This window comes from Nitrosomonas mobilis, from assembly GCF_900103035.1.
GTDB lineage: Bacteria > Pseudomonadota > Gammaproteobacteria > Burkholderiales > Nitrosomonadaceae > Nitrosomonas > Nitrosomonas mobilis.
This window is the reverse complement of sequence record NZ_FMWO01000020.1, coordinates 82842-106536: the sequence shown is the minus strand read 5'-3', so window position 1 is coordinate 106536 and position 23695 is coordinate 82842. Positions and strand designations below refer to the sequence as shown.

Annotated in this window: 22 protein-coding genes; 13 read left to right on the top strand and 9 right to left on the bottom strand. The window is 51.3% G+C overall.

The features are described from left to right. Positions 1 to 43: 43 nt before the first annotated feature. Positions 44 to 1438, bottom strand: a complete 1395-nt coding sequence (gltX, locus tag NSMM_RS01160; protein WP_090283777.1) for a glutamate--tRNA ligase — start codon at positions 1436 to 1438, stop codon at positions 44 to 46. 162 nt (positions 1439 to 1600) lie between these two features. Between gltX and NSMM_RS01155 the strand changes: the two genes are divergently transcribed. The 5 genes from NSMM_RS01155 to mgtE all read left to right on the top strand — a co-directional run bounded on the left by NSMM_RS01155 (position 1601) and on the right by mgtE (position 7477). Then, the gene (locus NSMM_RS01155) at positions 1601 to 3457 is read left to right on the top strand and encodes a ribonuclease catalytic domain-containing protein (protein WP_090283775.1); all 1857 of its coding nucleotides are present in this window, start codon (positions 1601 to 1603) and stop codon (positions 3455 to 3457) included. A gap of 5 nt (positions 3458 to 3462) precedes the next feature. Then, entirely contained in the window at positions 3463 to 4359 is an 897-nt protein-coding gene (locus tag NSMM_RS01150; protein WP_090283773.1) for an energy transducer TonB, read from the top strand. Continuing rightward, entirely contained in the window at positions 4356 to 5204 is an 849-nt protein-coding gene (gene aroE, locus NSMM_RS01145) for a shikimate dehydrogenase (RefSeq protein ID WP_090283771.1), read from the top strand. Before NSMM_RS01150 ends, aroE begins: the two co-directional genes overlap by 4 nt. Positions 5205 to 5272: 68 nt before the next feature. Continuing rightward, a complete protein-coding gene (gene mtgA / locus NSMM_RS01140) occupies positions 5273 to 5935 on the top strand; it encodes a monofunctional biosynthetic peptidoglycan transglycosylase (RefSeq protein WP_090283874.1) in 663 nt (220 codons plus the stop codon). 96 nt (positions 5936 to 6031) lie between these two features. Then, entirely contained in the window at positions 6032 to 7477 is a 1446-nt protein-coding gene (mgtE, locus tag NSMM_RS01135; protein ID WP_090283769.1) for a magnesium transporter, read from the top strand. Here mgtE and NSMM_RS01130 read toward each other — a convergent pair. The 8 genes from NSMM_RS01130 to NSMM_RS01095 all read right to left on the bottom strand — a co-directional run bounded on the left by NSMM_RS01130 (position 7458) and on the right by NSMM_RS01095 (position 17192). After that, complete coding sequence (locus tag NSMM_RS01130; RefSeq protein WP_090283767.1) at positions 7458 to 8594, bottom strand: nucleotidyltransferase domain-containing protein; 1137 nt, start codon at positions 8592 to 8594, stop codon at positions 7458 to 7460. The two genes, mgtE and NSMM_RS01130, sit on opposite strands and share 20 nt — an antisense overlap. Further along, the gene (locus NSMM_RS01125; protein WP_090283765.1) at positions 8587 to 9495 is read right to left on the bottom strand and encodes an HprK-related kinase A; all 909 of its coding nucleotides are present in this window, start codon (positions 9493 to 9495) and stop codon (positions 8587 to 8589) included. The genes NSMM_RS01130 and NSMM_RS01125 overlap by 8 nt, the downstream gene beginning before the upstream one ends. Beyond that, a complete protein-coding gene (locus NSMM_RS01120) occupies positions 9492 to 9788 on the bottom strand; it encodes an HPr-rel-A system PqqD family peptide chaperone (protein ID WP_245654627.1) in 297 nt (98 codons plus the stop codon). The genes NSMM_RS01125 and NSMM_RS01120 overlap by 4 nt, the downstream gene beginning before the upstream one ends. A 1-nt stretch (position 9789) precedes the next feature. Next, a complete protein-coding gene (locus NSMM_RS01115) occupies positions 9790 to 10215 on the bottom strand; it encodes a hypothetical protein (protein WP_090283762.1) in 426 nt (141 codons plus the stop codon). Positions 10216 to 10461: 246 nt separating this feature from the next. Further along, on the bottom strand, positions 10462 to 13659 hold the full coding sequence (locus tag NSMM_RS01110; RefSeq protein WP_090283760.1) for an efflux RND transporter permease subunit: 3198 nt from the start codon (positions 13657 to 13659) through the stop codon (positions 10462 to 10464). Between the two features lie 47 nt (positions 13660 to 13706). Continuing rightward, positions 13707 to 15209, bottom strand: coding sequence for an efflux RND transporter periplasmic adaptor subunit (locus tag NSMM_RS01105; RefSeq protein WP_090283758.1), 1503 nt, complete (start codon positions 15207 to 15209; stop codon positions 13707 to 13709). Further along, positions 15206 to 16531, bottom strand: a complete 1326-nt coding sequence (locus NSMM_RS01100; protein WP_245654626.1) for a TolC family protein — start codon at positions 16529 to 16531, stop codon at positions 15206 to 15208. The genes NSMM_RS01105 and NSMM_RS01100 overlap by 4 nt, the downstream gene beginning before the upstream one ends. A 76-nt stretch (positions 16532 to 16607) precedes the next feature. After that, positions 16608 to 17192 carry a Maf family protein gene (locus NSMM_RS01095; RefSeq protein ID WP_090283754.1) on the bottom strand — a complete coding sequence of 195 codons (585 nt, stop codon included), beginning with the start codon at positions 17190 to 17192 and terminating at the stop codon, positions 16608 to 16610. A gap of 120 nt (positions 17193 to 17312) precedes the next feature. On the opposite strand from NSMM_RS01095, the gene NSMM_RS01090 reads away from it, so the two are divergent. The 8 genes from NSMM_RS01090 (at position 17313) to fabF (ending at position 23605) form a co-directional block, all read left to right on the top strand. Then, positions 17313 to 17819: a YceD family protein gene (locus tag NSMM_RS01090; RefSeq protein ID WP_090283752.1), complete on the top strand. Its 507-nt coding sequence runs from the start codon at positions 17313 to 17315 to the stop codon at positions 17817 to 17819. 116 nt (positions 17820 to 17935) lie between these two features. Beyond that, a complete protein-coding gene (gene rpmF, locus NSMM_RS01085; RefSeq protein ID WP_090283870.1) occupies positions 17936 to 18118 on the top strand; it encodes a 50S ribosomal protein L32 in 183 nt (60 codons plus the stop codon). Positions 18119 to 18170: 52 nt separating this feature from the next. Continuing rightward, a complete protein-coding gene (gene plsX / locus NSMM_RS01080) occupies positions 18171 to 19217 on the top strand; it encodes a phosphate acyltransferase PlsX (protein WP_090283750.1) in 1047 nt (348 codons plus the stop codon). A 9-nt stretch (positions 19218 to 19226) separates the two neighbouring features. Next, positions 19227 to 20183, top strand: coding sequence for a beta-ketoacyl-ACP synthase III (locus NSMM_RS01075; RefSeq protein WP_090283748.1), 957 nt, complete (start codon positions 19227 to 19229; stop codon positions 20181 to 20183). Between the two features lie 4 nt (positions 20184 to 20187). Then, complete coding sequence (gene fabD / locus NSMM_RS01070; RefSeq protein ID WP_090283746.1) at positions 20188 to 21141, top strand: ACP S-malonyltransferase; 954 nt, start codon at positions 20188 to 20190, stop codon at positions 21139 to 21141. A 24-nt stretch (positions 21142 to 21165) separates the two neighbouring features. After that, a complete protein-coding gene (gene fabG, locus NSMM_RS01065; protein WP_090283744.1) occupies positions 21166 to 21927 on the top strand; it encodes a 3-oxoacyl-ACP reductase FabG in 762 nt (253 codons plus the stop codon). Between the two features lie 150 nt (positions 21928 to 22077). After that, complete coding sequence (acpP, locus tag NSMM_RS01060) at positions 22078 to 22317, top strand: acyl carrier protein (protein WP_090283869.1); 240 nt, start codon at positions 22078 to 22080, stop codon at positions 22315 to 22317. Between the two features lie 46 nt (positions 22318 to 22363). Next, the gene (fabF, locus tag NSMM_RS01055) at positions 22364 to 23605 is read left to right on the top strand and encodes a beta-ketoacyl-ACP synthase II (protein ID WP_090283742.1); all 1242 of its coding nucleotides are present in this window, start codon (positions 22364 to 22366) and stop codon (positions 23603 to 23605) included. Positions 23606 to 23695 lie beyond the last annotated feature (90 nt).

Genomic DNA, 23695 nt, shown 5'->3' with positions numbered 1-23695 from the left:
GTAGATGGAACGGATTATCTAAAATGAACTACCCTGTCGCCAGTCACACTGCTGGAAAATTCTCCAGTTGTTGACGCATACGGCGCAAGGTTTCTGCCTGACCGATCAGCGCCAGAACGGCATCGATCGCGGGTGTTTTGACTTCGCCAGTCACCATCAGGCGCAATGGCATGGCTACGGCTGGAAATTTCAGGCCATGGCGAGTAACCACCTGCTTAATTTCTGTATGAATCGATTCCAGCTGCCAATCGATTACGCTGAAACGATCGAGCAGATCCACCATCACTGGCCGAATTTCCGGTTTGAAGTGTTCCACTTTCAACGTCTGCGGAGGAACAACCACGCGGAAAAAATAAATTGCTGCATCTGCCAGTTCCGCCAGCGTGCTTACCCGTCCTTTTAGCAAATTAATAATTTTTGGCAAAGTGTCTGTGTTGCTTATTTTACAGGCTCTCTCCTGCAAAAAAGGCAGCAGCAACGGCACGAGCCGCTCATCATCCGCAACCTTCAGATAATGTGCATTCAGCCACGCCAGTTTTTCTTCGTTAAACCTCGCCGGAGAATGACTGATCGCGGACAGATCAAACCACTCGATCAATTGCTCACGACTAAAAATTTCCTCATCACCATGCGACCAGCCAAGCCTCGCCAGATAATTGAACAGCGCTTCCGGCAGATAACCTTGGTCACGGTAATGCAGGACCGATACCGCGCCATGCCGTTTGGACAGACGCTCGCCATCCGCGCCGAGGATCATCGTCACATGCACGTACTGCGGAATGGGTGCGCCGAGCGCCTTGAGAATATTAATCTGGCGCGGCGTGTTATTGACGTGGTCATCGCCACGAATTACATGGGTGACCCCCATATCGAGATCGTCGATCACCACGCCGAAATTGTAGGTAGGGGTGCCGTCGCTGCGCATCAGTACCAGATCATCGAGCTCCTGATTGGCGACAGCAATTTTTCCCTTCACCAGATCGTGAAACGTGACATATCCTTCCAGCGGCGTTTTCAGGCGCACTACCGGCGTAACACCAGCAGGCGGTGTTTGCTGGCTGTCGCGCCAGCGGCCATCGTAACGAGGTTTCAACCCGGCTGCGCGTTGCTGTTCACGCAAGGCATCGATCTCTTCCCGGCTGGCATAACAATGATAGGCCAGTCCCTGTTTCAGCAACTGCTCAGCCACTTGCTGATAACGGTCGAGACGTTGCATCTGATAGTACGGGCCTTCATCATAATCCAGACCAAGCCATGCCAGACCATCGAGAATTGCCTGCACGGAGGGCTGGGTTGAACGTTCACGATCCGTATCCTCGATTCTCAACACGAATTTCCCGCCTTGTTTGCGGGCAAATGCCCAGGAAAAAAGTGCAGTGCGTGCACCGCCAATATGCAGATAACCCGTCGGACTAGGAGCAAAACGTGTTTTAACCATTAAAGAACCAGGATATTTTGAGTGAAATGCAGCAAGACTAGAGAATGTGAAATTTTAGGAGCTAACAGCAATATGTTAACATGAACCTCTCTATTTCCCGACTACTGACTGCTCCAAGCCTGCAACCTGTATGTCTATCGATTTATCTTGTGGATTCCTTCAGTGAACGTATTTTATGAAGAGGCTGGTGTTTTCAAAGTTGGCAGTATCCTGGCCGACAACACCACCTCGCTGCAGATTGAGGCCACACACGGCAAACGCTCAAAAATAAAGGCGGCGTCTATTTTCCTTAGATTTGAAGCACCGCCACTCATCGAATTTATGCAGCAGGCTCAAGCAATTGCGGACGAATTGGATGTTGCCTTTTTGTGGGAATATTGTGCAGAAAAAAATGAATTTTCTGCGGCAGAACTGGCAGCAGACTATTTTGGCCATGTACCGCAACCCGTCGAAACCGCCGCCATGCTTATCCTGCTCAACGGCAATCCGATACATTTTCATAAAAGAGGGCATGGTCGATATCTGGCTGCTCCCCCCGAAATTTTGCAGGCTGCATTGGCGGGTCGTGAGAAAAAGCGACTGGCACTCGAAAAACAGGAAAATTACGTAAAACAGCTGATCGCGTTTGAATTACCCGACACCTTCAGATCGCAGCTGAACAGCCTTTTATTCAGCCCGGACAAGAATACAATCGAATGGAAAGCCCTTGAGGCCGCCTGCAAGGAAACCGGACTGACCGTACCGAAACTGCTGGAACAATGTGGCGCCATTCCGTCCGCGCATGATTATCATTTCAATCAGTTTTTGCATGAATATTTCCCGCAGGGCACATCTTTCGACCCCGCCGTGATTGAGCCCGTCCAGAGCAATCCGGATACACTTCCCGCTACCGAAGTCGCGGCATTCAGTATCGATGACGCCACCACAACCGAATACGACGATGCTTTTTCCGTTACACCACTGCCTTATGGCGGTTTTCGGATCGGCATTCACATTGCCATACCAGCTTTGGGAGTTGAAGTAGATTCCCCGCTTGACAGAATTGCAGCCAGGCGACTCTCAACTGTCTATCTGCCGGGGCACAAGATCACGATGCTCCCGGACAATATTATTCAGTATTATACTTTGGGTGCAGCGCGGCGCAGCCCGGTACTCTCGCTCTATCTGAATGTTGCCGATGATTTCACCGTCACGGATACCTTCAATCGCATCGAAACGATCGTGATCGCTGACAATCTTAGGCATGATCAACTGGAGCCGCTGTTCAACGAAGACACGCTCAGGACCAATCAACTGGATTACTCCTATGCTCATGAACTGAAACTGTTGTGGCAATTTGCCTGCAAACAGGAAAAACTGCGTGGCAGGGAACAGGACAATCAGGCTAATCAAGTCGATTATAGTTTTGCAGTCACGGATGATCACGTCACCATCACGGAACGTCGCCGGGGCTCTCCCATCGACAAGGTTGTCTCGGAATTGATGATTTTTGCCAATGCCGAATGGGGTCGTCAGCTTGCCGAGGCGAGTATCGCTGGTATTTATCGCAGCAAAGGCACCGGCAAAGTCAGAATGAGTCTCTCGCCCGCACCTCACCAGGGGCTGGGCGTAGCACAATATGCTTGGAGCAGCTCGCCGATGCGTCGTTATGTTGACCTGATCAACCAGCGTCAGCTGATTGCGCTGGTTTCCGGTACCCCCCCTGTCTACACTAGGGAAAGCGATGCCATTCTGATCGCAATGCGTGATTTTGAAGTCACCTACGCAGCCTATGCCGAGTTTCAGCGCGGCATGGAACGCTACTGGTGCCTGCGCTGGTTGCAGCAGGAATCGCTTACCGAAGCTGATGGAGTCGTTCTTAAGGAGAATCTGGTAAAATTTGATCGCTTACCGTTGACTGTTCGGGTACCTTCCTTACCGGATTTGTCTTGTGGCACGTCGGTCAGACTGGAAATTACGCAGATTGATCTGATCGAACGTTCACTGGTGGCCAATTTTATTGGCAAGAACGCAAACTGACGTTTATGTTGTACACGACTATTTTCACCCCTACCCTGGCGCGCCAGAACCGGGCGCTACACTTGGCGTTACTGACTTCCTTGATACTGCATGCCGCCATTCTGTTCGGGATCTCGTTCAAATCCAATGAACCGGCCATGCGCAAAATCACCAAATCCATGGATGTGGTTCTGGTGAACAGCCGCTCCATTTTCAAACCGCTGGATACGGATTTACTGGCACAAACCAATCTGGAAGGCGGGGGAAATGTCGATGAAGATCGTCATGCCAAAACACCTTTCCCGGTCATTCCACAAATCAAGCCGCAGGAAGCACTCACCGAAATAGAGCAAAAAGCAGCCCGCCTGGAAGCCGAAACACGCAAGCTTCTGACTGCGGTCACCAGCATACCCCAGGTAACCCAACCCGCACCTGACAGCAAACCAAGCGAGAATCTGCCGCCTAACCCACTGGATAGAGCTGATCTGCTGCAACGCAGCCGTGAAATAGCACAACTGGAAGCAGAAATCGCCAGGGAACATCAAGCTTACCAAAAGCGTCCAAAACGACGTTTTATCGGGGCACGGACGCAGGAATACCGTTTTGCCCGGTATCTGGAAGACTGGCGTCTCAAGGTCGAACGTATCGGCAACTTGAATTATCCGGAAGCAGCCAGAAAAGAAAAGCTCTACGGCAGTCTGCAGCTAACGGTTGGCATTCGCGCCGACGGCAGCCTGGAATCGATTGGTATCGACCGATCATCCAACATACCAGTGCTGGATGAAGCCGCTATTCAGATTGTCAGACTAGCGGCACGCAATGGTTTCGCACCCTTTCCCGAAGATATTCGCCGCGACACCGATATTCTGCACATTACCCGAACCTGGGTATTCGCCCGATCAGACAAGCTATTCAGCGAATGACCACCACTGCTCCAGCGGATCGCTATGCCGTCGTCGGTAACCCCATCCAGCACAGCAAGTCCCCTTTCATTCATACACAATTTGCCCGGCAGACCGGGCAAATTATCTGCTATGAAGCCATCCTCGCCCCGCTGGATACATTCAGGGCAACCGTTGACGCATTTCGCCAGTCCGGCGGCAAGGGCATGAACATCACGGTTCCCTTCAAGCTCGAAGCATACACGCTGGCCACAAATCTGACGGAACGCGCGGCCAGCGCGCAAGCCGTCAACACTTTCCGCTTCGAGAAGGATGGCGCCATTCTCGGTGACAATACCGATGGCGCCGGCCTGGTGCGCGATATTGAAACCAATCTGGGCGTCCCCCTCCAGAATAAACGCTTGCTGCTACTGGGCGCAGGGGGGGCCGCACATGGCGTAATACTGCCTTTGCTGCAAAAACAACCAGCACAACTCACCATCGCCAACCGTACCGTGGGTAAAGCGCAGCAACTTGCCCGACAATTCGCCGATTACGGCAGGATCGATACCGGTCACTTCCTGGATTTTGCTGGTGAACACTTCGATATCCTGATTCATGCCACTTCTGCCGGATTACAGAACGAGTTGCCACCATTACCCGCCGGAATATTTACCGATGTGCTGCTGGCTTACGACATGCTCTACCGCCCGCAATTGACACCTTTTCTCCAATCTGCCCAAAATGGGGGAGCGAGACAGGTTGCGGATGGCACTGGCATGCTGGTTGAACAGGCAGCAGAATCTTTTCTGTTGTGGCGCGGTATCCGGCCTGAGACACCAGCGATTATCCAGCAGATCAGGCAAATGCAATCACATGTCTCGTGAGCGCCAGAAAGCCGTTACCAAAAACACAACGAACCGCTGCTACATTCAGTCTGTGGCTATCGCGGGTAATGGGTCTGTTACTGGTTGGAGCATTGCTCTACCAGAGCTGGTTTTTACTGCACGTCGTTTACTGGCGCACCTATAATCCCGCAACCAGCGCTTTTATGCAGCAACGGCTGGCGCAGCTTCGTGAACACAATCCCCAGGCAGATCTGCAGTATCGCTGGGTTGCCTATGAACATATCTCCGATCATCTAAAACAGGCCGTTGTCGCCGCCGAGGATGCCCGTTTCATGCAGCATGCGGGCTTCGATTTCGATGCCATGAAAATTGCCTGGGAAAAAAACCTCGAACAACGCAAATGGGCGGCGGGCGGTTCGACCATTAGTCAGCAGTTGGCCAAGAATTTACTGTTGTCCAGCGATAAAACGTTGGGACGCAAGCTGCAGGAAGCACTCATTACGCTTATGCTTGAACAGCTCTTATCCAAGGAACGCATTCTCGAACTGTATCTGAATGTGATTGAATGGGGGGAAGGGGTATTCGGCGCCGAGGAAGCCGCACGTCATTATTTCCATGTGTCCGCATCTACATTATCTGCCAGACAAGCAGCGCTGCTCGCCTCCATGATCCCCAACCCGCGCCATTATGATAAAAACCGCAACTCGCCCAGATTACTCAACAAAACCCGTATCATCGAGTCGCGCATGCGAGTGGCCAAGGTTCCATGATAAGATCAGCGCCATACGCCGCACCCCTGTAGATCTGCCGCGCAAACAATCAAACAGCACACTCCTCACTCTAAACACCATCATATTGCGCCAGCCATGACCGAAGAGAACCAGGAAAGCCAGCATACAAATCTAGAAGAAAAACTGCAGAAAGTTATTTACCTGCTGCATAAGTACAAGCTGGTGGATGGTCTGGTTCGTTTGCAGGAAGATCAGCGTCATCATTTGGCCAATTCGATCGTGCAGAAACAGAATTTTGCCGGCCTGCAAAATATGCTGGATAAGCTGCACTCGGCAGATATTGCCCGTATTCTGGAAGCGCTCCCGCTGGAAGACCGTTTGATTCTGTGGAGAATGGTCACCAGCGAGCGTGACGGGGAAGTGTTGCTCGAAGTCTCGGATGCCGTTCGGCAAACTTTAATCGAGGACATGGAAAGTCATGAGCTGGTCGCGGCGGCAGAACAGTTGGATGCGAATGAAATTGCCGATCTCGCGCCGGATTTGCCGAGTGATGTCATCGAAGGTGTATTCCGCGCATTGCCGATGGAAGAACGCGATCAATTGCGCGCAGCCATGTCGTACCCCGAGGATTCGGTCGGCGCATTGATGGATTTCGATGTCATTACAGTGCGCGAAGACGTGCGTATTGAGGTGGTGTTGCGTTACCTGCGGCGCCTGGGTGAATTGCCAGACCACACCGATCAGTTATTCGTCATCGATCGTGAAGAGCACTTTAAAGGTGTATTACGCCTGAACCAACTTCTGGTGAACGATCCCGAAAAAATCATCAGCGACGTCATGTCTCGGGAAACGATCAAATTCCATCCTGATAACAAAGCTGAAGAAGCCACGCAGGCATTCGAGCGCTACGATCTGATTTCCGCACCGGTTATTACCCCCGATCAAAAACTGCTTGCCCGACTGACCGTCAACGACGTCATCGATTTTATGCGCGAAAGGGCTGATCTGGAAGCACGTAATCAGGCCGGCCTGAGCGAAGAAGAGGACCTGTTCGCACCAGTATGGAAAAGTGTGCATAACCGCTGGGCATGGCTCGCCATCAACCTCATCACCGCCTTTATCGCCTCGCGTGTCATTGGCCTGTTCGAGGACTCCATTGAAAAACTGGTCGCACTGGCAGCCTTGATGCCGATTGTGGCCAGTGTAGGCGGTAACTCGGGTAACCAGACCATCACCATGATCGTGCGTGCCATCGCATTAGGGCAGATCAACTTGGAGAGTAGTATGTACAAGCTGATTGCCAAGGAAATCGGCGTCAGCATCATCAACGGCATCATTTGGGGGAGCGTCGTCGGCTTGTTCACCTATGCACTTTATCAAAACTATCAGCTAGGCCTACTCATCGCACTTGCCATGTTGCTGAATCTATTGCTCGCGGCACTGGTTGGCGTCTTGATCCCATTGATACGTAAAAAACTGGGGCGCGATCCGGCGCTCGGCTCCAGCGTAATGATCACCGCGGTCACGGATAGCGGTGGTTTTTTTATTTTTCTGGGACTGGCTACTTGGTTTTTGCTGTGACCCTGCTTGAGGCAGTGTTTGCGGCCTTAGACGGAAATACTGACAGGTAAAACTTGTAAGCCAGATGCGGCACCAGCACATGCAGCGGCATGCGCAGCCAATGGCTTCGCCAGTACAACCACCAGCGTGCCAGTTTTGCGCCTCTGCAGGGTAGATCAGGGTGCAGCGGCAATAGCGCCAATGGTACGCACAGCTGCATCACTTTGAGTGCCAGCCACCCTGGGCGTTGTTCGAGCCTGGTCATGAGCGTATTCGGAACAGGTGTCCGTAACAGCAAACGACAGAAATACAAGCCGTAAAACAACGGTCTGCCCAGCCTCAGCTGGTTGGCGCGCGTGATCAGGTTATCCAGAAACAGCGGCTGATCGCTACTGAAATGTTGCAGCATGCCATGCAAATCGAGCAAATGCCGCATATCGTCCGCCAATTCGTTGTTCTGGAACAGATTGACTGCGCAATGCAGCACCATGTCTGGTGGACTTAACACATAGATTCCCAGCTCGGGCAGCCTGACCGCCGCTTCCCGGAATGGTGCGGCCTCCAGTTGCAGTCTGCCGATAGGGGAAGTCAGGGTGTGGTGGATATCAACTTCAGTTTCGCGTTCGCGATGAATCAATGCCGGAATTTCATGCGTCCAGGCGCGGTAGTAGTGCTCATCATAGGCCGAGAGTTCATGATGTTGCCAACCTTTTGCCAGCAGGGTGGATTCGATTGGTTGCAGATTTTCTGCCAGTACTAGCAGGTCGAGATCGGCAAAAACTCTTCCGGCGGCATGAGGTAAACCTGCCAGCAGATATGCCATACCCTTGAGCACAATAATGGGACCACGATCTTCACCCAGCGCCCACCGTACCCGGTCCAGCTCCCAACGCGCCAGTTGTTGATATTTTCGCGCCTGAATCAGACCGGAGCGCAGGTGGTTGGCGATGCGTACCGGGATTTTATCCAATAGCCCAGCATTTCCCAGTTCAACCGCCAGAAAACCCAGAAGCCTGGCACGTCTGACCAGGCGCAACAGCAATTCCCAGTCCTGATTGCTGATATTACAAAGACTGGGCGGGTCGCGTAAAGCCCGTACCAGCAGCTGGTGATGTGCGTTCAGACGGCGATCAGTCATCGGTGAGTGCATTTAATGCCACTAGTGCGCTGTCAAAATCGGAGTAGACCAGTTTGCGGCATTCGCAACGCTGGATCAGGCCAGTGACGGCGTCAAACGCCACCTCTCCGAGCACTTCATAATTAAAGGCATTGCTTGCCAGCAGCAAAAATGCCTCGGAACGCGGCATTTCCTCAAGCTGTAACGGCTGATGGGCGGTCCATTTGGGAAAAACAATCCAGCGTGGAATTGCCGGCTCATCTTCACGATCGATACTGGCCTCGGGCGGGCGTACATGCGCCACCGTTCCCTTCAGCGTGCCATGAATCTCCGGCCCCAGCGTGACTTCAGGAAGAAAATCACGAATCGCACCAATTGCCTGATTCTTGAGCGGCATCAGGCGCGGCAATGGAAAAAAGTTACCCGATTGCACGTGCATTAGACCGAATTCATCCGAAAACAGCCGGTAACCATGGTGAATAAGCGCGGCACACAAAGTCGTCTTGCCACTACCCGGCCACGCTGGCAGCAACAGGACATGGCCATTACGCTCGACCGCGGCGCAATGGAACAGTAAAAAATGATTGACACGCACGGCGATTGCGAGATTGATACCCCATTCGAGCATCGTCAGTGCGTGGTGGACAGGGGCAGCGGGAAAGGGCGCCTGGCCATCCACCAGGAACTGCACAAAAGGTGTGAACGGACGCCTTAGTGAACGTTTGGAAACGATCTGTACGTGGAATTCGGCAATATCGTCATTAGCTAAAGTATAAAACGCATACAATCGATATAACGGATTAGCAAGTGATGGTAAAAAACTCTGAATGCGAACAACGAAAGGTCCAAACTGAATCCGTAGCCCATTTTTACTGCCAAGCCGGGCACGAAATTCCTCCAGCGAAAGCTGCTCGACTTTCACTGGGAAAAATTGACATAAGCAACCAGACCAAGCGCTTCGAAACGATGCAATGTTTGCTGGATTTGCTGCATGAAGGATTCATCCAGCAATAATGAGAAATGCTCCGCCAGGAGCTGACACAGCCGCTCCAGCGTCGCAGGTGACTGGTCAAGCAATATCAGAACTTGCAGGCCCATTTCGTTCAGAAAATGGGTTTTACCGGCAGCAGGCTGAAAAACGGTAAATTCGCCATCCCAATCAACCATCCGCAACGATGCAAAGTCAACCGCGCACCATTGCGATAAGGTATCCAATTTAAAGAATATGCAATCCTTTGCCCTGCAACGAGGTAAAAGCCGTTGCTGATATTAAAATTCCGCCCTGGCCCTGACAAAAAACAGCTTGATCCGCAAGCGTCTGATCTGCCGGACCCAGAATACCTTGTGGCGAAGTACCAAGATCATAAGGCGGCGCACCCGTTTGGTCTTCATTTGGATCAGGTATCACGCAGACGATTTGCGACTGATTTTCCGCATTCGTTACTGTAGCTGCATTTCCGAGATCGACAGCCCCGACCAGGTTACTGGTACGTGCCAGTGCCGCACCACTGGAAAGTGTCATAATCACCGGAATCGCGACCGTACTTTTGAGCAGCCGTCTGCGCTTCAGTTGGGGAGCAACAGCCAATCCGTCATTTTTCATATCGCTCGCTACTGGTTGCTGTATTTTTTCCTCGGACATCATGCTTCACCTCTTATACAAAACATTAAGTTACTTAGCCTCGTTAGTATAACAATCCCGCGCACCGGAAAAATAAATTTCTGAACGCCTATTAAGTTATAGGCACATCTCATGCCATTTTTCTAAAATGCCTATCAATCATTTATAATCAAACAATTAAAAATAAACACTACTTTTTGAAGAATCTACTATATACAATATGTAAAAAAATCCGACAAATATTCTGACATTTGGTCGAGTATATTTTCAGTCCCATGACTTATCCGACCGATGTGATAATTGATACAACACTGGCAATACCAACAAGGTCAATACCGTAGAAGAAAGAATGCCACCGATGACGACGGTTGCCAGCGGGCGCTGTACTTCCGCTCCAATGTCAGTCGCCAGCGCCATGGGGGCAAAACCGATGGCATCAGTCAATGCTGTCATCAGCACTGGACGTAGTCGCGCCAGCGCACCGGAATGCACGGCATCATCCAGTGCATGACCTTCGCTGCGCAATTCCCGAATGAATGACAGCATCACCAATCCGTTCAGCACCGCGATACCGGACAGGGCAATAAAGCCGACACCCGCAGAAATGGATAACGGAATATCACGCAGCCACAGCGCCAGCACGCCACCCGTCAGCGCAAACGGCACGCCGGTGAACACCAGCAACCCATCTCGAAAATTACCGAACATGCTGTAGAGCAATACATAAATCAGTACCAGTGAAACGGGTACGACAATCTGCAAACGTTCGGCAGCCGAAATCATCTGCTCAAACTGCCCACCCCACGCCAGCCAGTATCCCGCCGGAATTTCTACTCTCTCATTGACCAAAGCCTGGGTTTCATTCACAAACGAACCGAGATCCCGTCCGCGCACATTCGCCGTCACCACCACGCGCCGCTTGCCATTCTCGCGGCTGATCTGGTTGGGCTCTTCAACAACGTGCAATCTGGCCACCTCACCCAGGGTAACAAAATTCACCAGACCCGTTGCCGCTATTCCCGGTGCCGGCATGACAGGCAAGGACGGCGCTATCGTCGCCACATCTGGTTGGCTGACAGCAGCGGGCAGGCCAATCGGTAAATAGCGCAATGCTTCGATATCTGCCCGCAACCGCTCCGGCAGCCGCACCTGTAGTTCGAAGCGCCGGTCCCCTTCATAGATCAGGCCGGCATTTTTACCGCCAACCGCAATTGCCACCGCATCCTGCACATCGGCAATATCAAGTCCATAGCGCGCGATGCTAGTGCGATCAATCTCGATTGACAATACCGGCAAGCCCGTCACCTGCTCGACCTTGACATCAGCCGCGCCCGGCACGGTCATCATCAATGCTTCGATCTGCTCACCAAGGTCAAGCAGAACCGTCATGTCATCACCGAACACCTTGACCGCCACATCAGCACGCACGCCAGCGATCAACTCATTGAAGCGCATCTCGATCGGCTGCGTGAATTCATAGTTATTGCCCGGCACCTGCAGCACTTTCTGTTCCATCGCCGCAATCAACTCATCCTTGGCGCGATAAGGCCCAGGCCATTCCGTCTGCGGTTTGAGCATGATGAAAATATCCGCTACGCTGGGCGGCATCGGGTCGGTGGCGATTTCCGCCGTACCGATCTTGGCGAATACTCGTTCCACTTCCGGAAACGTGCGGATAGTTTTTTCAAGTTCAGCCTGCATATCGATTGCGGCCGAAAGACTGGTACCGGGAATGCGCAGTGCATGCAGCGCAATGTCACCTTCATTCAAACTGGGAACAAATTCGCTGCCCAGACGGGTAGCAAGCAACACCGACAGCACGATCGCCATCAGCGCAATCGTGACGGTCAATGCCTGATTGCGCATGGCGCTCGCAAGCATCGGCTCATACAGCCGCTTGCTGTGCTCCACGATCCAGCTTTCCTTGTCCGATACGGCACCACCTAGAAAAAGCGCGATCGCCGCTGGCACAAACGTCACCGACAAAATCATCGCTCCAATCAACGCGACCACCACGGTGAATGCCATCGGGTGGAACATCTTACCCTCGACACCAGTCAACGCAAAAATCGGGATATACACCACCATGATGATGATCTGCCCGTAAATCAGCGCCCGCCGGGTTTGCTGGGTGGCGGAAAACACCAGCACCAGACGTTCTGCCTTACTCAAAACCCGTCCCAGTTTTTGTTGCTCCTGTGCCAGGCGCCGGATACTGTTCTCGACAATGACGATGGCACCATCGACGATGATTCCGAAATCCAGCGCACCCAGACTCATCAGATTGGCACTGACTTGGTTGGCCACCATACCGCTCAAGGTGAACAGCATCGACAGTGGAATGACCAGCGCGGTAATTACCGCCGCGCGAATATTACCGAGAAAGATGAACAACACTGCAATGACCAGCGCCGCACCTTCGAACAGATTGTACGCTACGGTGCGAATAGTACCGTCCACCAGCTTGGTACGATCGTAAACAGGGGTGGCAACCACACCCGGTGGCAAACTGCGATTGACCTCCACCAGTTTGTCGGCAATGGCGCGCGCCACTGTGCGGCTATTCTCACCAACCAGCATGTGCGCGGTACCCAACACCACTTCCTCGCCGTTCTGGGTGGCCGCTCCCGTGCGTAATTCCTTGCCGATCAGAATATCGGCGATATCCTTGATACGCAGCGGCGTTCCTTGCCGGCTGCCAAGCGTAATTTCACCAATCTCGTCGATATTGGTGACCTGCCCAGGCAACCGCACCAGATACTGGCTGCCGCTTTTCTCGATGTATCCCGCGCCCAGATTAAGATTATTACGCTCCAGCGCGGTCACGATATCCTGCAACGTCAACCCGTAAGCAACCAGTTTTTCCGGAAAAGGCGTGACGTGATACTGTTTGACGAACCCACCGACCGTATTGATCTCGGTCACGCCCTTGACAACGCGCAATAGCGGTCGCACGATCCAGTCCTGGATCTCACGAAGATCGGTTGGCGTATACGCCGTACTATCCGGTTTGCGCGCACCTGCTTCGGCGCCAACCGTCCACATGAAAATCTCGCCAAGGCCAGTCGATGTTGGTCCCATTGCCGGCTCAATTCCGGCGGGCAATCTGCCTTTTGCTTCCTGAATACGCTGACTGACCAGCTGGCGGGCAAAATAGATATCGACACCTTCCTCGAAAATGACGGTGACTTGCGATAGGCCATAGCGTGACAACGAGCGGGTGTAATCCAGCCCAGGAATACCCGCCATGATGGTTTCAACCGGAAACGTAATACGCTGCTCGACTTCCATTGGCGAATAACCTGGCGCAGCCGTATTGATCTGTACCTGAACATTGGTAATATCGGGTACTGCATCGATTGGCAATTTCTGATAACTGTAAACACCCAGCAATGCCATCGCCAGTACCGCCAGCATGACCAGTCCGCGGTTATGCAGAACGGCTTGCAGCAGACGTTCAAACATGCTCCGCCTTTCTGGAGAAGATTAGTTCAGAAAGACCCGTCCGCATATCAATGATCATGCGACGCCCCTGCCTTACCCAGTTCCGCCTTAATGGCATAACTGTTGCCGATCGCATACTGCTCACCGACCGATAATCCTTCAACCACCTCAATTAGCTTGTCATCGCTCACACCCAGTTTGAGTGGGCGCATCTCCAGATAATCGCCATAGCGGCCAAATACAACCGGACTATCACGAAGTGTCTGTATAGCATCCAGCGATACCGCCACCGGCACCTCGATTGCTTTGGCCAACAAATCTGCCTTGACGAACATACCTGGACGCCATTTTTCTGTGTGATTATCAAGTTCAACACGAGCGATGGCGGTACGAGTGACATTATCCAGCAATGTTGTTACATAAATTACCGTTCCCTGCTGCTGCAGATCCTGTGCATCGGCACGGATAACTGCTTTCTGGCCAACATGGACACGGTGCAGATCGGAAGGAAATACCTTGACAGCTGCCCAGACCGTTGAAATATCCGCAACAATGAAAACTGTCTTGTTCTCCGGAACCGCCTCGCCCGTCACCGCCGCTTTGTCAATAATGATGCCGTCAATCGGTGAGCGCAGTTCATAACGGGCAAGATTTTTTTCTGCCCATCCGGATTCCGGTGATACGCCGAGCGCATGCAGACGCTCAGCTGCCAGTTGCATTGCAATTCTGGCTTCTTGCCACTGCTGTTTGGCCACCAGATAATCCTGCTTGGCAGTAATTTTCTCCCGCCACAAGGTTTCCTCCCGTTTGAAAACCGCTTCCGCCAGTTGTAGGCGACTGCGCGCAGACAAGTATTGACTGCGCAATTCGGCCAGTGCCGGGCTTTCGATTACCAGAAGCACATCGCCCTTGCTCATCTTCTGGCCATGATGCGCCTGAACTGTCACCACCATTCCCGGCAACCGGGGTATAACATGCACGATCTGGTGCTCATTGAAAATGACTTCGCCTGGCAAGGTGGTTTTCGGCTGAATGACCGCTGGCCCAGCGGTCGCGATTTCGACACCACTGCTGGCAAGAGTTGTATCATCCATTTCTACCCGCCCCTCAATCTGGCTGTGCCCCCAGCGGTAGGTTCTGCCTCCATAATCAGCGGAAATCACCATTTCAAACGAATGCGGCTCCTCGACTTCCTTATCATTGGTCAGATAATGGGCCGCCGGACTCAGCTGGTAAACCTCCGCCGCCCTGCCCAACCGTGACAACACGATGGTTACGTTTGCAGCTTTAGGAATGAGTGGTTTGCCACTCTCATAGAGGTAAACCCTGAAATGGGGCGGCACACCTTTTTCATAAATGGTCAATTCCAGCGAAAATTTATCCTTGGCAAATAACAGCCCGCCTTTTGGGCCTTTTTCTGACTCAGCATCGGGGGCCGCGTCAGCGGTAGTTGAAGATGCCTGTTCAGCAGAAACGAGAGAGTCGGATCTGTCCAGCAGAAGAACTCCGGCAGCAAACACAATGCCAATCAGGATCACCACGACAAAAGGTAGATACCGTGTAGTATTCATTGATTATTTCCGTTGCGGCGGATAGTGAAATGTTCTAGCGGTGCGGCCACCAGCCGTTCGAGCGCATTAACCAGCCGCTGGTAGTTAGCGAGTGCACGCACATAAAGCGTTCGGTTCTGGAAAAAGACACGTTGTGCATCTAGCATTTCCAGAAAGCTGAATTTACCGAGCTGATAGCCACGGTTAGTCAATTCAAATGCCTTTTGCGCTCCAGGCAACACTTCATCGCGCAGTGTCTGTGTTTCTCTCTGTGCTGCCAGCAGGCTCTCATAGACACGTGTCAATTCAGTTCTCAACTGGAGCTCGACAGCCATGCGTTGATCGCGTGCCTGATAAATTCGCTGCTGCGCCTCCAGTCGATTGCCCTGATTACGGTCAAAAATCGGAATGGGTATCGACATGTCAAGCAAGGCAGTATTCTGATCTAGTTCCAGATACCGGCGAATGGCTGCACCTAGCCGGATATCCGGAATACGGCGCGCATTTTCAAGATCCAGCATCGCTTCACGTTGCGTAATTTGCTTGCTGCTTTGTAGCAGCACTGGATTTGTCTCGATATATTCAAGCAGGCGGTCGAGTCCTGGAATAGTTACGAATGATTCCAGCTCCCCCTGCACCAGGCTGAATTGTGGTGTGTGCTCTCCCCACAGCAAGGCTAATCTGGTTTTTGCCGCCGCCAGATTGCGCCTGGCCTGTTCCAGCTCGACACCGACCGTGGATAAATTCACTTTGGAGCGAATCGCCTCCATCGGAGGAGCTTTGTCCGCTGCAACGCGCTTATTAGCAGTGCTTAACGCGAGTTCGGTCAATTGCAGGGTGTTTTCAAGCACATCCACCAGCGCCTGTCCTTCCAGCACATCAATAAAGGTATCTGCCGTACGCGCCATGATATCGACACGCTTGACTTCATAAGCCTGCTGCGCCACTTCCTGACTCATTCCTGCCACATTCATCCGGGCGTGCCGCTTGCCGCCCAGCTCGAACAACTGGCTGATGCGCAGCGTGACGAACGGCTGGATATTGCGATTGTGCGAGTTAATTTCTTCGGTTTCAGTAATAAAATCGGGATTTCTGAAAACACTGGCCTGCAGTTTGGTACCTTCAAGCGCACTGATCTCCCTGGCGGCAGCGGTCAATTCAGGGTTATTTTGCATAACAAGCTCCAGTGCCTGTGGCAAAGTGAGCGTGTTGATACTCACCATATTCGGCAGACTCGCCTCTCGATCAATATACTGATCCATAACCGGAGAACTCGTCTGAGCAACAGCAACGTCGCCCAGCACCACCAGCACGCCAGTTACAACCAGGATCAAACCTGCCATAGCACGTCCAATGTGCATCCAGGACCGCATATTGAGCTTGGTTGTGTCGGCAGGCGAGTAAGCTATCCGCGATTGGTTACAACACATCCACGCCCTCGTTGCCCAGCATTTCCACCAGTGCGATCAGCGGCAGGCCAATCAAGGCGTTGGGGTCATCACCAGTAATACGCTCAATCAGCGCAATGCCCAAGCCCTCCGATTTCGCACTGCCAGCACAGTGATACGGCTGCTCTCTAGCCAGATAGCGTTCGATCTGACTGTCACTCACCTGCCGAAACCGCACCACACTTGGCACAACACAAGATTGAATACGTTTGGAGCGACTGTTCAACAAACACAACGCCGTATGGAATACTACTTCCTTACCACGCACTTGGCGTAACTGACTAGTAGCATTGGCGTGATTAAGTGGTTTTCCCAAGCGATGTCCCGCTAATATTGCCACCTGATCGGCTGAAATAATCAGCGCATCAGAAAACTGCCCCGCCACTGCATGCGCCTTTTCCGCAGCCAATCTGAGCGCAGTTGCCGATGGCACTTCATCAGGTAATGCAGATTCATCAATTGCAGGATTTGCAGTCTCAAACGGAATCTTCAAACGCGCAAGCAGCTCACACCGATATACAGAGCTAGAACCCAGGACAATTCGTGAAAAAGTCATTATTCAAGTAATAGATGAGACGTAATAGTTGATGTGGAAAAATGGACAATGCAGGACAATCAGGACAGTTGATCGACATTCTTTGACACGTTAGCATAAAAAATATAATATGCGCGCCTTATGCTCAAGCAACTGGTAATCAACGCGTTTAAATTTTCTCATGCTACCGATTCGCTGAGTGGCAGCATATTACCTGAAAATTTTTCCCGTTTACGGGATTTTCTGGCAGACAATGTCGGCAGGATTGATTATCAGCTTAGTGGTGATGTCGACAAGCATGACAGACTTGTACTTCGAGTAACGATTCGCGGCATGATCAATCTCTGTTGCCAACGCTGTCTGGATAAAATGTCGTATCCACTCAGCCTGGAGTCCGAATTGATACTGGCAAAAAACGAAGACGAACTCGCTCGCTACGACGAGGACAGTCTTGTCGATGCCATACCGGCTTCGGAAGAACTGGATGCTTTTGCATTGATTGAGGACGAAATCATTCTGGGGCTGCCGTTTTCGCCACGTCATGACGATATAACCTGTCGGCAGACTGGCAAACCGCACAAAACACAAAACCAGGCCAATAAAACTCATCCTTTCGCAGCGCTGAAATCATTAAAACAATCACACTAGACTTGATTATTGATTAACCAACACCAAAGCTGACGTGTGCGCCTGTATAATAGGCGCAAGCGACTATGGCACCAAATCTTGAGTTTTTTACCCATTATTTTCCGGAGTTCAATATCATGGCTGTTCAACAGAATAAAAAATCTCCATCAAAAAGGGGAATGCACCGTTCTCACGATGCGCTAACCTCTCCCCCGCTAGCAATTGAACCAACGACTGGCGAAACCCATTTGCGCCACCATATCAGTCCAAATGGGTTTTACCGTGGACGCAAGGTACTCAAAACCAAGAACGACGAATAATTTTGCCTTTTTTTTTCATTATGCCAGGCAGGTTGCCTGATGGCCGTCGCCAGTGAACACAACTGTCGCAATCGACTGCATGGGTGGTGATTATGGTCCGCATGTTACCGTACCTTCCGTCATTGAATATCTGCGCCAGGACCAGGAAACCGATATCGTTCTGGTTGGCATTCAAGCTGCGATCGAAGCAGAGCTCCGGGCACTCAATGTCGCGCTCAGTCCAAGACTTAGAATTCACCCTGCCAGTGAGGTGGTAGGCATGGATGAATCACCCGCACTGGCACTGCGTAACAAAAAAGACTCTTCCATGCGGGTCAGTATCAATCTTGTTAAAAGCGGCGAAGCTCACGCCTGTGTCAGCGCCGGCAACACCGGTGCATTGCTGGCAACCTCCCGTTTCGTGCTCAAGACGATACCCGGTATCGACCGGCCGGCACTGGCCGTGGTTCTGCCTACCATTTTCGGACACACCTACGTGCTTGACCTTGGGGCGAATATCAACTGTACGGCAGAACACCTGCTGCAGTTTGGTGTGATGGGTGCGACACTGGTCTCGTCTGTAGAGAATATTCCCGAGCCTACTATTGGTTTATTAAATATTGGTGAAGAAGATATCAAAGGGAATGACGTGGTCAAGCAGGCTGCTGAGCTGTTTCGCACCAGTGACTTGAATTTCTATGGCAATGTCGAAGGGAATGATATTTACAAAGGAACGACCAACGTCGTGGTATGCGATGGTTTTGTCGGCAATGTTGCATTGAAAACATCGGAAGGACTGGCACAAATGCTGGCCAGCTACCTGCGTGAAGAATTTAAGCGCAATTTATTGACCAAACTAGCCGGGGTCGTGGCCATGCCAGTCATCAACGCTTTCAAGCGACGCGTCGATCATCGTCAATACAATGGCGCCAGCCTGCTGGGTCTGCGTGGCATTGTCATTAAAAGCCACGGCTCGGCGGACAAGGTAGCGTTTTGCAGTGCGATCAAACGGGCGGTGGACGAAGTGCGTGGCGGCATGATTCGTCAGCTGGGTGAACATGTCGAACTGCTTGAACGCAATACGCAGCATTTATCTGCGAACTCTTCGTCTGTCAATTAGGTTATCGACATGTATTCACGCATTATTGGAACTGGTGGCTATCTGCCAGAGAAAATTCTGACTAACCAGGATCTGGAATCGATGGTGGATACCAGCGACGAATGGATTCGCACCCGAACCGGCATCACCCAACGGCATATCGCGGCTGATAATGAGATGGCAAGCGATCTGGCGCTGCAGGCAAGCAGAAACGCGCTCGAAGCTGCACAAATTCCTGCGCAGGCGATTGATCTCGTGATTGTCGCCACGACGACACCGGACATGATTTTCCCCAGCACTGCCTGTATTCTACAAAACAAACTCGGAATAGAAAATGGACCGGCATTCGACGTTCAAGCGGTCTGCAGTGGCTTCATCTATGCACTGGCAATGGCCGATATGTTTATTCGTAGTGGAAAATGCCGGAATGCGCTGGTCGTCGGGACCGAAGTCTACTCACGCATCATCGACTGGCAGGATCGCACCACGTGCGTACTATTTGGCGATGGAGCAGGAGCTGTTGTGTTAACCGAAAGTGAACAACCCGGCGTCCTCTCCACGCATCTCCACGCCAACGGGCGTTATAGTGATGCGCTGACTGCACCGGGATATATTTGTGCCGGCAGGGTTAAGGGTACTCCGTATATTGCAATGGAGGGTAGTACCGTTTTCAAGTTTGCGGTAAAAGTGCTGGAAGAAGTCGCACGGGAAGCACTGGCAGCCAATAATTTACAAGCATCCGATATAGACTGGCTGATTCCTCATCAGGCCAATATCCGCATCATCAATGCAACTGCCAAAAAACTCGGTATTCCTGAAGATAAAGTTGTGGAAACCGTTTCGCAACATGGCAACACCTCCGCAGCATCAATACCACTTGCACTTGATCTCGCAGTCAGGGACGGTCGTATTCAGTCGAATCAACATGTTATACTTGAAGGGGTAGGCGGCGGGTTTACCTGGGGTTCAGTTCTGTTACGCTGGTAAAAAAATGAAAACTGCTTTTGTTTTTCCAGGACAAGGCTCCCAATCAATCGGCATGATGCTTGGTTACGCCAACGATATAGTCGTCCGGACAACTTTCGAGGAAGCCAGCGAAATTCTGCACCAGGATATCTGGGCACTGGTTGCCAACGGACCGGAATCCACCCTCAATCTCACCATCAATACCCAGCCTGTGATGCTGGCAGCCAATATCGCCATTTATCGTGCCTGGCGGAAAGCAGGCGGAATCATTCCGGAGATACTGGCAGGTCATAGTCTCGGCGAATATGCCGCGCTGGTGGCAGCAGAAGCACTCGACTTTGCCGATGCGCTACAACTAGTGCGATATCGTGCACAAGTCATGCAGGAAAGCGTTCCAGACGGTATTGGGGGGATGGCAGCGATTGTCGGACTGGATGACAATACAGTCGCCATGCTTTGCCAGAAAGTGACACGTGAATTACCGGAGTTATCGTTGACGCCTGCCAATTTCAATGCACTTGGACAGGTCGTCATTGCTGGTCACAAAACTGCTGTTCTTCAGGGTATTGCACTTGCCAAGCAAAATGGTGCGAAACTGGCAGTATTATTACCTGTCAGCATTCCATCACATTGCCCGCTCATGCATGAAGCTGCAAGCAAATTTTCTATGATGCTACAAAAAATTACGATTAAACCAGCAATTATTCCAGTTTTACACAATGTTGATTACGCTCATCACGCCGCAATTGATGACGTGCGACGCGTACTGGAACAGCAGCTTTATTATCCAGTACGCTGGACACAAACCATCCAGGCCATGGCCGCGCAAGGTATCACTCATATCGTGGAGTGTGGTCCAGGCAAGGTTTTATCTGGTCTGACGCGCCGTATCGATAAAAACCTGACCAGCATTACTCTTTCAGATGCCGCCAATCTGCAGCAGGCCATCATCGCCGCAGGGCCAGTTGAAGAAGAATAGTCTTCTGGATGATACATACCAGTTATGCCAAATAATTCTAATACCTCATTTACAAATAGAGTTGCGCTGATAACAGGTGCCAGCCGGGGAATTGGTAAAGCTATCGCGCTTGAACTTGGTACGCACGGCGCCATGGTTGTCGGCACAGCAACCACACAAGCCGGTGCCGAGCAGATTGAGCGCTATTTAAGCATAGCCGGTATTCGTGGCATGGGAATCGCCATGGATGTCACTGACCCCGCGCAAATCACCAGCGGCATCAAAGCGGTACAACAATCTCTTGGCGGCATCGCAATACTTGTCAACAATGCCGGCATTACTCGCGATAATCTGCTGGTCCGCATGAAAGAGGAAGAATGGGATACAATCATGCAAACCAATTTGAAGGCAGTCTATTTACTCAGCCGTGCGGTATTACGTGACATGATGAAGGAAAAAAATGGCCGTATTATCAATATTACTTCAGTAGTCGGTGCAACCGGTAATGCCGGGCAAACAAATTACGCAGCTGCCAAGGCCGGTATGATCGGCTTCAGCAAGTCACTGGCCAAGGAAATTGGCTCCCGGAATATCACGGTAAACTGCATTGCTCCCGGATTTATAGATACCGATATGACTCGCGCACTTTCAAGTGAGCAGCAACAGGCACTCACTCAGCAAATCCCGCTAGGACGACTGGGTACGCCGCAAGATATTGCAGCGGCTGTGGCATTTCTGGCATCACCGGCAGCGGATTATATTACCGGGACAACACTGCACGTAAACGGTGGCCTCTATATGGGTTAAAGATACACCTGAAATTCGATATTCCAGATAAAATTTTTTAGTAGTTGCTGCGATGTACTTGACTCGCCTGATTAAGTGAGCCAAACCAATGTTTTAATTTGATAAACTTGTAGTAATTTTTAACCTGAAAGGATGGATAACCGCATGGAAATCACAGAGATAGAACAACGTATCAAAAAGATCGTAGCCGAGCAATTAGGAGTGAAGGAAGACGAAATCAAAAATGAGTCGTCCTTTGTTAATGACCTGGGAGCAGATTCACTCGATACGGTTGAATTGGTCATGGCTCTGGAAGAAGAGTTTGAATGCGAGATTCCCGACGAGCATGCCGAGAAAATCAATACTGTACAAGAAGCCATTGATTACGTCTCAGCCAGCACCTCACAGTAGACCGCCATTTCCTGGCCGTTATTTTTATTGAATTACAGGAGCGATTTTGTCCAAACGCAGAGCAGTCATTACCGGACTAGGCATTGTTTCACCTGTTGGTAACACCGTTACAGAAGCCTGGGCGAATATTATTGCTGGAAAATCAGGTATCGCCCAAATCACACGTTTTGATGCATCGAGTTTTGCATCACGCATTGCTGGCGAAGTCAAGGAATTTGATATTACTCATTACCTTTCCGCCAAGGATGCTCGGCGTATGGATGTATTCATCCATTACGGCATGGCGGCAGCTATCCAGGCCATTCGGGATGCGGGTATTGAAGACGTGGGAACACTTGATGCCGAACGTATCGGCGTGAATATAGGATCCGGTATCGGTGGATTACCAATGATCGAGCATACCGACGAGGTCTATCACGCTGGCGGACCACGCAAGATATCTCCTTTCTTTATTCCAAGCACCATCATCAACATGGTTGCGGGCAATCTATCCATCATGTATGGCTATAAAGGACCGAATCTTGCCATCGTAACGGCCTGCACCACGGCAACACACAGCATTGGCTGCTCTGCCCGCATGATTGAATATGGTGATGCAGATATCATGGTCTGCGGTGGAGCCGAATCCTGCGTGACTCCTTTAACCGTTGGAGGTTTTGCATCAGCCCGCGCACTTTCAACCAGCAATGATGATCCCGTTGCCGCAAGCTGCCCATGGGATCTCAAACGCGATGGGTTTGTGCTTGGAGAAGGTGCCGGCATTCTAGTGCTGGAAGAGCTGGAACATGCCCGCAAGCGTGGGGCAAGAATCTATGCGGAACTAGCTGGATTTGGCATGAGTGCAGACGCACACCATATGACCGCACCCTGTGATGATGGAGAAGGTGCCGCACGCTGCATGAAAAATGCGCTTACCAATGCACAGATTAATCTTGATGAGGTGGAGTACATAAATGCGCACGGAACATCGACCCCTTTGGGGGATCTGGCTGAAACCATCGCTGTAAAACAATATTTCGGTAACCAGGCAAAAAAAATTGCAGTCAGTTCAACCAAATCGATGACTGGCCATTTGCTCGGTGCGGCAGGAGGAGTAGAAGCGGTTTTCTCGGCACTGGCGATTGATCGGCAAATTGCGCCACCAACCATAAATCTCCATGACCCTGATCCTGCCTGTGACCTGGATTACGTTCCCAATCATTCCAGAGAGATGAAAATAAATGTTGTCTTATCTAACTCGTTTGGTTTTGGCGGAACAAACGGGACACTGGTATTACGTAAAATTTGATCAGCATGTGGCTGTTACATCAGCAATCAAATGCTGGCGCTGATCGAAATTTACCTTTGTCTTTTTTCTGTTTTGCTAATAAAAATTGGC